At 62.9% G+C, this 13,855-nt stretch carries 14 protein-coding genes and 1 tRNA gene; 11 read left to right on the forward strand and 4 right to left on the reverse strand.

The genetic code is table 11. The features are described 5' to 3' along the window. Positions 1-242 precede the first annotated feature (242 nt). On the forward strand, positions 243-1,583 hold the full coding sequence (locus CH286_RS18275; protein ID WP_176458288.1) for a hypothetical protein: 1,341 nt from the start codon (positions 243-245) through the stop codon (positions 1,581-1,583). A gap of 74 nt (positions 1,584-1,657) precedes the next feature. Continuing rightward, a complete protein-coding gene (locus tag CH286_RS18280) occupies positions 1,658-3,037 on the forward strand; it encodes a dipeptidase (RefSeq protein ID WP_094610037.1) in 1,380 nt (459 codons plus the stop codon). On the opposite strand, the gene bcp is transcribed toward CH286_RS18280, so the two are convergent. After that, positions 3,026-3,499: a thioredoxin-dependent thiol peroxidase gene (gene bcp / locus CH286_RS18285; RefSeq protein ID WP_032375973.1), complete on the reverse strand. Its 474-nt coding sequence runs from the start codon at positions 3,497-3,499 to the stop codon at positions 3,026-3,028. The two genes, CH286_RS18280 and bcp, sit on opposite strands and share 12 nt — an antisense overlap. 77 nt (positions 3,500-3,576) lie before the next feature. Between bcp and CH286_RS18290 the strand changes: the two genes are divergently transcribed. Together CH286_RS18290 and CH286_RS18295 are read left to right on the forward strand one after the other, a co-directional pair. Further along, entirely contained in the window at positions 3,577-3,798 is a 222-nt protein-coding gene (locus CH286_RS18290; RefSeq protein WP_032375974.1) for a DUF3618 domain-containing protein, read from the forward strand. Positions 3,799-3,890: 92 nt separating this feature from the next. Further along, a tRNA-Lys gene (locus CH286_RS18295) sits at positions 3,891-3,964 on the forward strand. Positions 3,965-4,461: 497 nt separating this feature from the next. On the opposite strand, the gene CH286_RS18305 is transcribed toward CH286_RS18295, so the two are convergent. Next, positions 4,462-5,805, reverse strand: a complete 1,344-nt coding sequence (locus CH286_RS18305; protein WP_037151132.1) for a DedA family protein — start codon at positions 5,803-5,805, stop codon at positions 4,462-4,464. A 97-nt stretch (positions 5,806-5,902) separates the two neighbouring features. Next, a complete protein-coding gene (locus tag CH286_RS18310) occupies positions 5,903-6,598 on the reverse strand; it encodes a class I SAM-dependent methyltransferase (RefSeq protein WP_037151336.1) in 696 nt (231 codons plus the stop codon). Between the two features lie 133 nt (positions 6,599-6,731). On the opposite strand from CH286_RS18310, the gene CH286_RS18315 reads away from it, so the two are divergent. After that, positions 6,732-7,865, forward strand: coding sequence for a sensor histidine kinase (locus CH286_RS18315; protein ID WP_141215875.1), 1,134 nt, complete (start codon positions 6,732-6,734; stop codon positions 7,863-7,865). Further along, positions 7,862-8,506 carry a response regulator gene (locus CH286_RS18320; protein ID WP_094610039.1) on the forward strand — a complete coding sequence of 215 codons (645 nt, stop codon included), beginning with the start codon at positions 7,862-7,864 and terminating at the stop codon, positions 8,504-8,506. Before CH286_RS18315 ends, CH286_RS18320 begins: the two co-directional genes overlap by 4 nt. Before the next feature lie 825 nt (positions 8,507-9,331). Here the strand turns inward: CH286_RS18320 and CH286_RS18325 are convergent. Continuing rightward, positions 9,332-9,907 (reverse strand): DUF6461 domain-containing protein, encoded by a 576-nt coding sequence (locus CH286_RS18325; protein ID WP_094610040.1) that lies wholly within the window; start codon positions 9,905-9,907, stop codon positions 9,332-9,334. 89 nt (positions 9,908-9,996) lie between these two features. Between CH286_RS18325 and CH286_RS18330 the strand changes: the two genes are divergently transcribed. The 5 genes from CH286_RS18330 to CH286_RS18350 all read left to right on the forward strand — a co-directional run bounded on the left by CH286_RS18330 (position 9,997) and on the right by CH286_RS18350 (position 13,607). Further along, positions 9,997-10,470 (forward strand): SRPBCC family protein, encoded by a 474-nt coding sequence (locus CH286_RS18330; protein ID WP_141215876.1) that lies wholly within the window; start codon positions 9,997-9,999, stop codon positions 10,468-10,470. A 145-nt stretch (positions 10,471-10,615) separates the two neighbouring features. Continuing rightward, positions 10,616-11,086, forward strand: a complete 471-nt coding sequence (locus CH286_RS18335; protein ID WP_037151123.1) for a hypothetical protein — start codon at positions 10,616-10,618, stop codon at positions 11,084-11,086. Between the two features lie 320 nt (positions 11,087-11,406). Next, a complete protein-coding gene (locus tag CH286_RS18340; RefSeq protein ID WP_094610042.1) occupies positions 11,407-11,889 on the forward strand; it encodes a GNAT family N-acetyltransferase in 483 nt (160 codons plus the stop codon). 143 nt (positions 11,890-12,032) lie between these two features. Further along, the gene (locus CH286_RS18345) at positions 12,033-12,365 is read left to right on the forward strand and encodes a putative quinol monooxygenase (protein ID WP_094610110.1); all 333 of its coding nucleotides are present in this window, start codon (positions 12,033-12,035) and stop codon (positions 12,363-12,365) included. 60 nt (positions 12,366-12,425) lie between these two features. Next, complete coding sequence (locus tag CH286_RS18350; RefSeq protein WP_176458289.1) at positions 12,426-13,607, forward strand: alpha/beta fold hydrolase; 1,182 nt, start codon at positions 12,426-12,428, stop codon at positions 13,605-13,607. Positions 13,608-13,855 lie beyond the last annotated feature (248 nt).

Here is a 13,855-nt window from a genome sequence, read left to right on the forward strand (position 1 = left end):
GTAGCCACACCTGGTCCGCTACCTGCGGGTCGGCAGCCGAGAGTTTCGAACGAACATGGGGTTGACGACAACGGCCGGTTCCAATCCCTGTGACAAACTCCAAGACTGATCTGGACCAATTTAACCGTCAACAGGTATGGTTCAGGGAACAGAATCAATTTCCGTGCAGGGTGATCGTCGTTCGGATCCGCTGGATGACGTTCATGGTCGGGTGCCTCCACCCTGAGCACAGGGAGACTGCCATGGCAACTATTGGTATAGCGATCGAATCTGGCTCGATGCAGACAATTCTTGTCGAGCCGACCTCAGGCGAGGTACTCGCTGATCGGACGACGCCACTGCACCCCGACGCGGCCACCGTACTGACCGAAGCGATCGAGATCATGCGTGCCGAGGCCGCGACCCTCGATACCGACGTCGACGCAGTAGGCGTGGTGTATCGATCCGAGGCGGAACGCGCCGAATTCAGCGGTGCTCTCGGCGACGAACCTGTGACGTTGTGTTCGGCGTCCGAGTCGTTCCTGACCTGGCTGGCCCAATCGGAAGAACTCGCCGACGCGAAGACAGTGCTCCTGTACTACATGGGTGAGGCTGGCGTCTCCATCTCTCTTGCGGATGCCGCAGAGGCATCGTTCACCCCTACGAGAACCGCCGAGCTGGATTCGATGTCGCCCGAACGCATCGGCAGCACCATTCCACTGGCATGGGACGTAGTGGATCACTCCGGCAAGAAGCCCGAGTTCGTGGCCCTGTTCGGCGACTCGTCGAGCAATCGCGACCTCGTCGACATCCTGGCTCTCGGACTCGGTGTTCCCGTGGTGCGAGTGGGCGATGCCGATCAGATCGCCGCACGAGGGGCTGCGCTACTGGCGCTCGCGGACGGGCCGGCCCCAGTGGAAGAGGCAGTGGAAGAGGCAGTCGCAGCGCCGGCCGTCGCGCCGGTGGAGCCGTTGTCCGCCGAATCGGAGCCGGAGCAGACTGCCGAACCCGACGAGGCCGACGCTCAGGACACCGTCGCGACGCCACTACTCGTGACCGCTGTTTCTGCGTCCGCAGTGCCGACGGTAGCCGACTCGAAGCCATCACAGGCCGGGAGCTCCGGTCGCAAGCTCGTGTTCGCAGCCGTGCTGCTGGCGGGCGTGCTGTCGGCAGGTGTTGCGGTTGCTGCCACGTTGCCGGGTGACTCGGAATCCACCTCGGAGCAGAGCGTCGACCAGCGTGATGCCGGTGCCGATCTGGCCGGGGCAACCCGTTACGTGGACCCGATGACGACGACCGACCCGGCTGCCCTGGCCGCACCGGCCCTTGCACCGCTACCGGAGACGATTCCTCCTACCGTGGATCCGGCAACCGTTGCCACACCGACACCGACAACGGACGCGTGGGCCACGCAGGATGCGCCGCAGGCCGTGGTCGCTCCGCAGCCGGCTCCCGCTCCGACGAAGGTCGACCCTCCGCAGTTCACCGTCCCTGTCGTTGTGCCGGAGCCGGGAAAGTCGCAAGAGCAGCTCGAGCAGGAAGCGTGGGATCGACACTGGCAGCAGACCGGCGAGTGGATTCATCAGGAGTTGGCCGGGGGCTGACAGCGGGCGCTCCGCGCTACGAGTGATGACAGACTGGCGAGAGCCTGTCTGTCATTTTCTCGTTTGGAGGAACTATGCCTGCCGATGCACCACCCGTGGACGTTCGATCCGACATCGAAGCGGCGATGCCCCGAGCGAAAGCGGAGTTGGCAGAGCTGGTTCGGTTCACGTCGGTACACGATCCCCGACAGTTTCCGGTCGAGGAATGCTTCGGTGCGGCACGCTGGGTGCAACAGGCTTTCCTGGACGCGGGTGTTCCGGACGTGCAGTTGATCGAGACGGTCGACGGCTCGCTGGCCGTTGTCGGCTCGCGTCCGGCACCCGCGGGAGCGCCGACCGTTCTGCTCTACTCGCACTACGACGTTCAGCCTCCGGGAGAGCAGAATCTCTGGAACAGTGAGCCTTTCGAGCTGACCGAGCGAGACGGTCGGTGGTACGGGCGAGGATCGGCCGATTGCAAGGGCAACGTGATCATGCACCTGTTGGCGCTTCGGGCGCTGGGGGAGTCCATCGGCGTGGGCGTTCGGATCGTCTGTGAGGGTTCGGAAGAGACGGGCACGGGTGGGCTCGAAGCGCTCGTGGAGCAGCGACCGGAATTGTTCGCCGCCGACGTGGTCGTCATCGGCGACACCGGGAACGCGCGGGTAGGCCTGCCGACGGTGACGACCACTCTTCGCGGTATCGCCAATGTGGTGGTACACGTGGAAACACTTGCAGGAGAGGTTCATTCCGGCATGTACGGCGGTCCAGCTCCCGATGCGCTCGCCGCGTTGGTGCAGGTGCTCTCCACCCTGCGCAACGAGCAGGGTGACACCGTGGTCGACGGTCTCGACGGAGTGCAGACTTGGGACGGAGTCGCGTACGAGACGGAGCAGTTCCGCTCCGATGCCGGGGTGCTCGACGGCGTCGGGCTGGCGGGCTCGGGCTCTGTGGCCGATGCGGTGTGGGCGCGGCCCGCTCTGACCATTCTGGGGATCGACTGCCCGCCCGTCGTGGGGTCTGCGGCGGCGATCTCACCGCGTGCGTCCGCGCGTCTCAATCTGCGCGTGCCGCCGGGAATGGATCCGCTGGCGGCTCAGGATGCGTTGGTGGCTCATCTGGAGGCGCGTACGCCTTGGCATGCGCGCGTCACCGTCGAGCGGGAGGCGATCGGGTCGCCGTTCCGGGCGAAGACCGACGGGCCGGGCTACGCGGCGCTGTCCGAGGCGCTGGAGGAGGCGTTCGGGCATCCGATGGGGACGGCCGGTCAGGGTGGCTCGATTCCCCTGTGCAACGCCTTGGCTCAGGTGCTGCCGGACGCCGAGATCGTGCTGATGGGTGTCGAGGAACCCCGGTGCCGAATCCACGCTCCCAACGAGAGCGTGGATCCGACGGAGATCGAGAGAATGGCCGTCGCAGAGGCGTTGTTCCTGCAGCGGCTGGCCGGGTCGGACGGTGGGGACTCAGACCGCTAGGTCGCGGCGGAGCTTGGCGACGTGGCCGGTGGCGCGGACGTTGTACTGCGCTACCTCGATCTTGCCGGCCTCGTCGACGAGGAACGTGGAGCGGATGACGCCCTCGTAGACCTTGCCGTAGTTCTTCTTCTCCCCGAATGCGCCCCACGCCTGCAACGTCGTCTTCTCCTCGTCGGAGAGCAGCGGGAACGTCAGCTCTTCCTTGTCGCGGAACTTCGCGAGCTTGGCCGGCTTGTCGGGGGAGATGCCGATGACTTCGAGGCCTTCGCCGTTGAGCTCGGCGAGACTGTCGCGGAAGTCGCAGGCCTGCTTGGTGCAGCCGGGGGTGCTCGCGGCGGGGTAGAAGTACACGATCACCTTCTTGCCTGCATAGTCGGCGAGGGAGACGTCGTTGCCGTCGGCATCGGGCAGGGTGAACGCCGGAGCGGTGTCGCCCGGCTCGAGCTTGCTGTATTCGGTCACCGCACGAGACTATCGAAATATCGTCGTGCTCTAGGCTCGACTGCGACCGAGACTATTTGCAACAAGTTGGAGGACACGTGGCCAAGGACACCGACCGAATCGAGCGCGAGATCGAGGCCGCTCGCAATCAGCTCGCCAGCACCCTGGACGAGCTGAGCGTCCGTGCCAGCCCCAAGAACATCGTCGCCAACACCAAGCAGTCCGTGGTGGCAAAGCTCAACGAGCCGGCAGTGAAGTTCACTCTGCTCGGAGTGGGTGCAGTGGTGGCAGTTCTCGTGGTTCGCAGGATCTTCAACTGACGCAACAGGCGCTTTGACCAGCCGATTTCACATCTGGCGGCATCTGCTGTTAATGTTTCTCCCGCACCGCAGAGAACACGCGGTGCGGATCGGCGCCATTAGCTCAGTTGGTTAGAGCAGCTGACTCTTAATCAGCGGGTCCGGGGTTCGAATCCCTGATGGCGCACACCGAGTGCCCCTGAACAGCGTTTACGCTGGTCAGGGGCACTTTTTGTCGTCCGGGTATGGCTGGGCATCCGCAAGCTTCGCGAAGATGGACAACTCCGTGACCTGCGGGTTCTCAAGCGGCGTAGAGCGTTTCGGAGACTTGACTCTTAATCGCAAATACAGGGAGTCAGGTTCCGGCTGCCATGCCGCTGACCTGCGAATTGTGTGCCGGATTCGCACTGCCGGATAGCTGATGGACGTCTGTGGACGCTCCAGTCATCACTTACTCATCTTTTTGAGCCTCCACAATCGAACGCGGCAAGTATCCGTGGGTATTCCGCGGCGGTTGCTTGAGCTGTATCGGCATTGAGACGACGGACGGGCACGAGAACGATAGGCAAATGCAGGAGTTGTACTCGTGGAGGTGGTCGAGGACCGTCTTCACCGCACGCTCATGTTGCTCGGCCGAGCAACGCTCAGGCTTGTGCTTCATCCTTCGTAAAGAACGAAGCGGCATCAAACCCGGGACTGTTCAGTTTCCGGTGTTCGGACGACGTTGACGAGCAGGACAGTCCACGCGGCGGCCACGACGAGGGAGAGGACGACTTCGCTGAGGGTCATCAGGGTGAGTACGAGTTGGGCGGCTGCGAGTAATCCGCTCAGTAGGCCGGCGACGATCCACGCCAGTATCCGAATCGGGCGGGTCACCCATGGGCTCAGCAGGATCACTACGATCGCGAGCGCGCAGGGGACGATGGCAGCTTGAAGATCGAAGAAGTGGACAGGAGATTCGGTGTCGGCTGATCGTTCGCGGACGTAGTCTGCGACCCACTCGCTCGCAATGGCGAGAGCCGCGAGCCCCAACGAGATTGTGATGGCCCGCATTCGTCGCGGTCGGTCGGCATGGCTTCGGTGGCGCAACACGAACACGAGCGTGACCACGTAGGTCACCAAGAGCACGGTCGTTGCATTGAGTCCGGTGAGAACGACTTCGGCGGCAGTGTTCGCAGTGTCCGAGGCCCGCTCGTTCACCCAGGTGGCGGCTGAATTGTCTACAGAGTCGAGGGTGCTGCGCTGCACGGCCCACACCATCGCGGCACACGTGGCCAACCCGGCGAACACTGCGATCAACCACCAGAGAACACCGGTAATCGTCGGTGCCGAGCGTGGACCTACCCGCGCCGTCACGACGCGATCGACGGCGGAATGAATTCGAGCAGACCTCCCGGGGTGATTATTGCCGGTCGGTAGTAGTCCCCACTGCGGCTGACGTGCGACGAATCGGCCGGCAACGCCCAGGAACACGATGACTATCACCACGACGGCTACTGCGACTGTGCCGTTTCCAAGCGCCTCGGTCAGGACCTGATAACTGGCACCGGCCAGGTGGCCGGCAAGAGTGAGCAGAGCCGCCCACACAGTCGCGGTAGGAATACTGACCAGCGCGAACCGCGCGTAGGGCATGGGGGACATCCCGACCAGCAGTGGTACCAGAGTGCGTGCGCCGACAACGAACTGGGCGACAGCGACAGCTTTCCGTCCCTTGGTGTCGATGACGCGTTCGGCCGTCTGCCATGAGCTCTCGGGGATCCGCTGACCCAGTTTCGAGGTGCGCACTGCCGGGCCCCCGATCCTGCCGACGCGCCATCCGATGGAGGGTCCGGCGACAGCGGCGGCGATGGCGACGATGTACGCGACCGGTGGAGGAACGATACCGAGCCCGGCCATCACCCCCATCGCAATCACTGCCGTCGTTCCGGGGAGCACCAGACCGAGAAGAAAACCCGACTCGACAAGGATGGATGTGCCGATGGTCAGAGCCACGAGCCACCCGGGCAAGGCACTCAACCATCCGATCATGAGGGTCCCTTCGTTATGTGGATGCGTGTAGCGGTCGAACTGTCAGCACTCCACGCGTACGTCCGAATACCTTGCCTGTGCGCCCCGGCAATGTTGATCATCGTTGCGCACTGTGGTTATCGCGTACGCAGCGAACCTGAAGCTGCCACACACGCGCCGGGGGTACATTCGCCCACACCGTGCGCTGAGATGCAACGAACCCGGCACGGAACTCCGCCAGCCGCTCGTCGACCTCGTCATGCCGTCGGACCGAATCGCGGTGCGGGGACAGCGCACGGAGACGACGGGTCCCGCGATACGCGAAGTACGTGATCGTGCCGCTGGCGGCCACCAGTTCTCGGTACCGGTCGGTGATCGTTCTGACGACGTCGGGCTCGAAGTTTGCGAACGGTAGTCCGGACACGATCAGGTCGTACTCTGTCGTGGTCTCGAAGTGCTCGATTCGGGTCCGGTGTACCTGCGTTCGTGGGCCACCGGCTTCGCGTGGGCGATGTGTGCGAGTGCGGAGGATTTCGGCGAAGTTCGGGTTGGCTTCGACGATATCGAGGCGGTCGGAGGGATCGAGTCGTCGCATCAGCTCGTACGTCACCGCGCCCGTCCCGCCGCCCACTTCCAGTACTTTCCGGCCGCGACGCTTTCTCTCGACTGGATGTGTCAGCGCGAGTGCGAGTGCGGTACTGCTCGGGGCCACCGCACCGACGTCATGCCGGTTGCGGATCGCCTCGCGGACGAACAGTGTGCTTGCTCGTCCTAGCTGCGCGATCGGGTGTGGTGCACGTTCGTGGTCGTCCATGCCACCGACGCTATGGATGCTCAGCGTCGGTGCCATCGGCCGTTCTGCGGTGTTCTGATCCGACGAAAGTAGGGGGTAACTGCAGCCGTTGGTTGTGGGACCTCAGTGACTGAGGCCGACTACCGTCGTGTCGGTGAACTGGTTCGCCAAGCCTTCGGTGCGTCAGACAGCGCGCTATCTGATCGTCGCTGCGTTGACGTTCAATGGGGTGACCACTGGGCTGCAGTTCGCGACGCCGGCCTACCGCGTCGCGACAGTGATTGCCGTGGTCATCTGCGGCGCTGTGGCGGCCCGTCGACCCCATGGCTGGTACGTAGTTCCTGTGGCGACGACGGCTGCTGCAGTCGTGTTCGGGACAGCGCTGCTCCCGTTGCTGATGCTCGCTCTCTACGATCTCGGGACACAACGACGAGTGCCGGCCGCAGCAATCTGTGCGGTCGTCGTCGCCAGTTTTTCACTGGTCGCACCTGTCGGCTCGGTCCGGATGGACGCACCGACGGTAGCTGTCTCGCTCGTGCTGTTCGCTGTGGTCACCGCGGTGGGGACTGTGGTCGGGCGTAGACGGGAAGGACTCGAGGAACTCAACAACGAGATCGAGCATCTGCGTGCGGAGAGGGTTCTCGGCGAAGAACGAGCGCGAGAAGCCGAACGGGCCCGCATCGCTCTCGAGATGCACGATGTCCTTGCCCACCGATTGAGCCTCATCGCGTTGCACGCTGGTGTGCTCGAGACAAAGGCAGCAACGGTGCCCGAACCGGTACGAGAACGGTTGGCTTTGCTCAGGACGGCGTCCACCGACGCGCTGAACGATCTGAGGGATGTGCTCGGGGCTCTACGCGCGCCGGACGGTCGAGAACCGCGGCGGCCGGTGTTGAGTGATGTGGAAGAACTGGTGACCGACGCGCGTCGAGCCGGACAACATATCTCTCTGAACGTCGACGGACTGGTGGGTGAGATCTCGACCGCGCAACGCTTGGCTGTACAGCGCATTGTGCAAGAAGGACTTACCAACGCTCGAAAGCACGCCGCAGGTGGATCGGTGACCGTCGATATCGATCGAGTGCCGGATGCAGTGTTGGTGGCAGTGCGCAATACGGCCGGGACCAGCCTGGACCCGCAGGCGCCTCCGGGCTTCGGATTGGTTGGATTGCGAGAGCGTGTCCGTGCGCTCGATGGCTCGATCGACGCTGGACCCGAAGAGAACGCAGCTTGGGCGATCAGGGGTCGAATTCCCTTGGCATCGTTGACGAACAGAACCGCGCCATGATTCGAGTGATGGTGGTCGACGACGACGCACTGGTCCGACTCGGCCTGAGCGATCTGCTCGGCGATGATCCGGACGTCGAGGTGGTTGCTCAGGCGGCCGATGGCCTCGAAGCTATCGAGAACGCTCTGGCGGTTCGAGTCGATGTTGCGCTCGTGGACATTCGTATGCCTCGGATGGATGGCATCGCCGTCATTCCCCGTCTGCGCGCCCTGCCTCACCCGCCCAAAATAATTACGCTGACGACATTCGATCTGGACGAGTACGTCTACAGCGCAATCACCGCTGGCGCAGACGGATTCATGCTCAAAGACACCCCACCCGCCGAGATACTTCGCGCTGTTCACATCGTTGCGGCAGGGTCGGCGATTCTGCACCCCACCGCGGCGCGGGCGTTGATCGACAAATATCACAGGACAGGCACCGTCGACCGCGTCGCCGCGAAGTCGCTGATCGGCACGTTGACCCCGCGCGAACACGATGTGCTTGCGCTGCTGGCACGCGGAGATACCAACGCCGACATCGCTCTTCAACTCGGAATGCGCGAAAGTACCGTCAAATCGCACGTCAGTCGGATTCTGACCGCTTTGCTGGTGACCAACCGAGTGCAAGCGGCACTCGTCGCCCGCGACGCCGGTCTGTGAAAAGCGGAAAGTGGCTCCACTACACGGTGATTGACACCCGCGTGAATTCTTCTTGATGTTGCGGAAACTGCGCCTCGAGCACCACGTGGATGGGGAGCGGTGTCGAGCCTCAGCGCGAGTGGGCGAGCTTCGTGCCTGTGTCGGGGACTGGCGGATGTTCGCCAAGATCGTCGACGACGATCCGGCATACCTTTACGGCCGTGATATTTCGTGAACGGCGGTCATCGGCATTGATGTAGCTACGGTTCGCATTCCACGGCAATGGGCACTGCACGGGCAAGTTCTCTTCGGTGCGGCGTATCCGGAGCGTGTCCTCGTCCCGATGATGGGGTTCCAAGCAGTTCTACGGAGCTCATCACTGTGAAACATGGTGGAGTCGAATGTCCACGGCGGTCCGTTTAGACGGTGAAGGATCGTGCGGGACGCTGATGGACTGAAAGCAGGCCCGCTGTGCTCATAGTTTACTCATCACTTTGGGGCGCACCCGGGTGGATTCACGCGGACGCCGATGGTCACTCGATTCGCCGAACACCCAGCTCAACGGGCCACTGATGGACGCGAGTGCATCCACGTGAATTGTTATCTCTTGTACAGCGGGTCCGGGGTTCGAATCCCTGATGGCGCACACTGAAACGCCCGTTCACCAGAACCATCTGGTGAACGGGCGTTTTTTGTTGGGTGGCTGCCCAGTCGATTCGTCTCGGACGTATCCGCCGACGAGTGCTTGGATTCAGTCGGGTATGCCGGTGGTCCGTTGGATGTAGTGCTTCGCCGCTGAGCGGACTACTCCTCGGTGGAGCTCGCGATACCTCGCATCGAGTTCCACTATTCGAGGGAGTCACCTATCTGAAACTGCGCGCTGCGCAAGAGCTCCCGAGTCAGTTCGACGCCAGTGTGGTTGACGATCATCGCCAAATAGACCTCCAGCGTATGAAACAGGCCGTCGGGCATGGAGTCCTCGGTATCGGGGGCATCGCCGACGTCACGCATGCGATCTCGCCAGGGGCTGTCGAGTTCATCGAAACCCGGCCCATCCTTCAGCAGCGCATCGAACATCGCCGTTCGTACGCCGTCGACCCATTGGGCAAAATTGCTGTGACCCAACTGAGTCGCGAAGGTGAGGGCCTCGCCACCGACCGACAACGGTGCCATCAATTCATGGGCCAACCCTGCAACCGACGGTGCGACCACCAGAACCCAAGCACCCACCTGAACGACGCCAACGACCTCGACATCGGCATTGACACCCTCCAAACCGGTAACCGTGCCGGTCCTCGACGTGGTCAGGGCGTCGAGGACCGCTTCCGCATCGTCGTGGTGGACGAATGTGAACGACACGCCCGTATGTACCCATTCGTATTCGTCGGAGATCCAGGTGAAGTCTTCCCAAGTTGCAGGCATAGCCGAATTCTCACACGCTCGACGTACCGGATTCCGCCTGTGTGGAAGGCCGTCTGGATCAGCGGAAGGTGTCCTGCGAAGCTGTGCGGATGTCTTTCATCATCAGGCTGACGACGTCGATCGACGCGGACCCGGCAGTGGTGTTCGATCTGGAATCGGATGCTGTCGTTCACGCCGAGTCTCAGGGTTCGTTCGATGAGAGTGTGCGGGTCGACTCGGGTCGAAGTGATCTTCGTTTGGGCGATGAAATCGAAATCCGTTCCAGGCACCTCGGTGTGTGGTTCACCTTGACCAGTCGCATCACGGAGTACGAGCCCTCACGATATTTCGTGGATGAGCAGGTCACCGGCCCCGTTGCCTCCATGCGTCACGAGCATTTGTTTCTCGCACGACGTGAACACACGCACATGGTCGACATCACGTCGGTGACATTCCCTGGCGGACGACTCGGCGCTGTGATCCTGGACGTCCCCGGCAAGCTGTATCTTCGGCGCGTCCTGCGCGTTCGGAATGCATACATCAAGAAGCGTGCGGAATCGGAGCAGGGAACTGGTGGACGGTAGACGTCTGCAATCTGACACCGACACAACGGTTCTCGATCCTGTTTTGTGCGACCTCAGGCTGCATTCGGTTCGAAAGATGCTGATCGGTATTTTTTGAGGCAGACTGTTGAACCGGACGTAGTTCGCTCGAACGAGGAGAATTGCCATGCAATCGACCCGCCGACTGCTGCTCGGGGCTCTACTCTGCGCCCCAGCACTATTGGTGTTCCCCGCGACGGCATCGGCGGCGCAGTCGACAGATGTGACGTACGCGTTCGAGGTCGACGGGTCGACCGTGACAAACACGATTACCAACAATTCCGGTAGCGAACTGACTTGCGGCACATCGTTGGCTCCCGCACCGGGCGGAGTGCTGCCTCCAGTGTGGGAGGTCGTCGGCAACGGTCAGTCGCTGTACTCGACCGACGACGCGGGCCAGGTCGGAATCAGTACCCAACACGTCACCGATATCCCGGCCGGCACCTATGTTGCGCTCGCATCGTGCGTTACCGAAGGCGCCGATCCCACAACAGCGTGGGTCTCGGACTACCCCGGCCTCCCCGACGTCCTCGCAACCCTGCCATGGACCTCGTACACCGTGCAGCAGGCATCGCCGATCGTAACGATCGAAAGTTGAGCGCTGGAACCTGATTCGGTCCCTGGCAGCTCTGCCTAACCGATACGTTTCGAGGAGGAGCCGAATTCGACCGTCCGGCAACGTAATCGACGATGAACTCAAGGTCGCGTTGGGCTGTGGCTTCCCACGATGCGGTGGTCCAGGTATCGTCGGAAATGTTGCTGCCACCGGCTTCTCGGGTGATCTGCGACGGAGCCGAGGTGCGGTGGGACGTGAAGGCTCGGGGTCGGCGTCGTTGAACAGAAACCACCCGTGCGCGATCGCTGGTGGCCGAGCGACCTGATCAGCGTTGACGGCTATCGGTGCGGGATACTCGATCGATGGTGGTCGTCCGATCGAGAGATCCAGCTGACCTGCCGCTGTGTGTCGAGGCGCTGATCGACGTCCACAAATCCGACGACTATCCGCATCGTTGGCCACACGATCCGGCTGACTGGTTGACGCCCGAGAACATGGCGGCCGCGCGGGTTGCCGAGCATGAGAATCGCATCGTCGGACATGTCGTCATCGTCGACAAGGCGGGTGCCCTCTGGGTGTCCCGACTCTTCGTGCGACCGGGACACCGGGGCTCGCTCGTCGGAGATGCGCTGTTGCGGCAGGCGCGAATTGGAGGTGCGTCGATGCTCGATGTCATCGAGCGCTCCGGCAAAGCGATCGAACTGTACGAACGCACCGGCTGGACGCTGTTCGACAGGCGTCCGGCAGAGTGGATCATGTCTGACGGTCGTAGGCCGGTCGAGCGAATCTACCGCGCGGATTCGCACTCGACCGAGCACAACTCGACGGGCCCAACACTCCGGTGATCGTTTTCGATGCCCGATCAGAAGCGTACTGGGATGCCTGGGGCTGATCGGACCAACTCACGGCCCTCTCACTCCACAGTCGAATGTCCGACCCATGGTGCATGATCGCGGGCATTGGATGCGTCGACCGAAAGGAAACCGAGATGTCAACAGAACCCGAGGCCGGCTCCGGCGTCACGGTGGTCGTCTCTCACACGACCCTGCCGAACCAGCGCGACGCTGTCCGAGCCCTGTGGGAAAAGCACATGGCTCCGGCTGTGCTCGACAATCCCGGGCATCTCGCTTACTACTACTGTCTCGATTCCGACGATCCCGATCGCATCACTGCGTTTCAGCACTACCGCACCGCCAAGGATGCGGTCACATTTCTCCAGCATCCCGCTTATCGGGAGTACGAACGTGAAGTGGCACCGCTGTTGGCCGGCGCACCACAGGTACGCACCCTTGTCCCGACATGGATCAAGCTGGGAAAGTAGCGGGAAGACGGCGAACAGCGAATGCGGATCAGCACCCGGGGCCGCATACTTGGCCGCGAGATGAGACTCCTTTCCGTCACCTTCGCCCTCTCCGTCCTTGTCGGGTCCCTCGTGCTGTCGGCCGCACCCGTCTCGGCGGCACCGGGTAGTGCCGATTTCTACGGTGCTCCCGTTGCCGATTTGGAGGCGTACGCACCTGGGTCCATCGTGCGCCGAGAACCCGTGCCGCAGCTCGACCTTCTGGGGTCGCACACCGAGCGCATTCTGTACCGATCTGCCGATCCCCGTGATCGTGCAGTGGCGGTGTCGGGGCTTCTGGTCACCCCGACCCGTGCATGGACAGGGCCCGGACCCCGGCCCGTGATCGCTTATGCGCCGGGCAGTTACGGGATCGCTGACCGCTGCTCGGCTTCCTCCGAGTTGGGACTGACAACGACGATGCCGGCGCTGTTGCCGCTTCTGGCACAGGGGTATCAGGTGGTCACGACCGACTACCAAGGGCTCGGTACCCCCGGCGAGTACGAGTTCCTTGGCCGGGTCGCCAGCGCACGTGCCCTGCTCGACTCGGCGCGGGCCGCGGCACGTGAGACCGACGCGCCCGTCGTCCTTTACGGCTACTCGGCGGGCGGCGTCGCGTCGGCTGCCGCAGCAGAGCTCGCCTCCACGTACGCGCCCGACGTGTCCGTGGTCGGGGCCTTCGTCGGTGCCGCACCGACCGATCCTGTGGTCCGCGTCGAAGGCCAGGACGGCTCCGCGTGGGCCGCGACAATGCTCTATACGATCGACGGCCTGATCGGCGCGCACCCCGACCAGGCCGACCGAATCCGCGCTCTGTTCAATGATCGCGGACGGGCAGCTCTCGATGCGGCACTGGATTTCTGCAACACCGACGCGCTCGGGTACGGATCACTGCGGTCCGAGGACCTGACTGCGGACGGCACGTCGCTGAGCGCGCTGATGCTGGGTCCCGTACTGGGCCCACTGACGGCGGCGAACACCGTTGGATTCACCGCGCCAGTCGCGCCCGTGATGATCGTTCACGGCATCCACGACCGTTCTGTCGAGATCGAGCAGAGCCGACTCCTGACGCAGCGCTGGCGCGCCGCCGGAGGTACCGGCTTCACCGTTCGGGAGTTCGACTTCGGAACCGATCTCGTTCCCGCAGTCGACCATACGGCCACCAACATCGCTGCTTACCCCGAGTTGCTCGAGTGGATCGACCGACTTGTCGCGCAGGCCTAACGCGGTACCCGATTGATAGTCAGTGATGTAGATCACACGTGAGCGATGTGTGCTTGCTCGTGTTCGAATCGACTTACTCGGCGCAGCTACCAGGTACAGGGCGTACCGGAAAGCCTGCTGCTTCCGAGAAAGGACCAACAGAACATGATCGCCACTGGAAACGAGGCCACACTATGAGCAGCCGCAGAAGTCTCTCCAGCCGACTCTTCGAGGGTCTCGGCCGCATCACATGGGGCTACGGAAAGCGA

The organism is Rhodococcus sp. WWJCD1 (assembly GCF_002258735.1).
GTDB lineage: Bacteria > Actinomycetota > Actinomycetes > Mycobacteriales > Mycobacteriaceae > Rhodococcoides.

Excerpts from the sequence above, each read along its gene's own strand:
- CH286_RS18280 (WP_094610037.1), top strand. The coding sequence starts at position 1,658 with ATGCCTGCCGATGCACCACCCGTGGACGTTCGATCCGACATCGAAGCG.
- CH286_RS18340 (WP_094610042.1), top strand. The coding sequence starts at position 11,407 with ATGGTGGTCGTCCGATCGAGAGATCCAGCTGACCTGCCGCTGTGTGTC.
- CH286_RS18305 (WP_037151132.1), bottom strand. The coding sequence starts at position 5,805 with ATGATCGGATGGTTGAGTGCCTTGCCCGGGTGGCTCGTGGCTCTGACC.
- CH286_RS18320 (WP_094610039.1), top strand. The coding sequence starts at position 7,862 with ATGATTCGAGTGATGGTGGTCGACGACGACGCACTGGTCCGACTCGGC.
- CH286_RS18275 (WP_176458288.1), top strand. The coding sequence starts at position 243 with ATGGCAACTATTGGTATAGCGATCGAATCTGGCTCGATGCAGACAATT.
- CH286_RS18350 (WP_176458289.1), top strand. The coding sequence starts at position 12,426 with ATGAGACTCCTTTCCGTCACCTTCGCCCTCTCCGTCCTTGTCGGGTCC.
- CH286_RS18335 (WP_037151123.1), top strand. The coding sequence starts at position 10,616 with ATGCAATCGACCCGCCGACTGCTGCTCGGGGCTCTACTCTGCGCCCCA.
- CH286_RS18345 (WP_094610110.1), top strand. The coding sequence starts at position 12,033 with ATGTCAACAGAACCCGAGGCCGGCTCCGGCGTCACGGTGGTCGTCTCT.
- CH286_RS18325 (WP_094610040.1), bottom strand. The coding sequence starts at position 9,907 with ATGCCTGCAACTTGGGAAGACTTCACCTGGATCTCCGACGAATACGAA.
- CH286_RS18330 (WP_141215876.1), top strand. The coding sequence starts at position 9,997 with ATGTCTTTCATCATCAGGCTGACGACGTCGATCGACGCGGACCCGGCA.
- CH286_RS18310 (WP_037151336.1), bottom strand. The coding sequence starts at position 6,598 with ATGGACGACCACGAACGTGCACCACACCCGATCGCGCAGCTAGGACGA.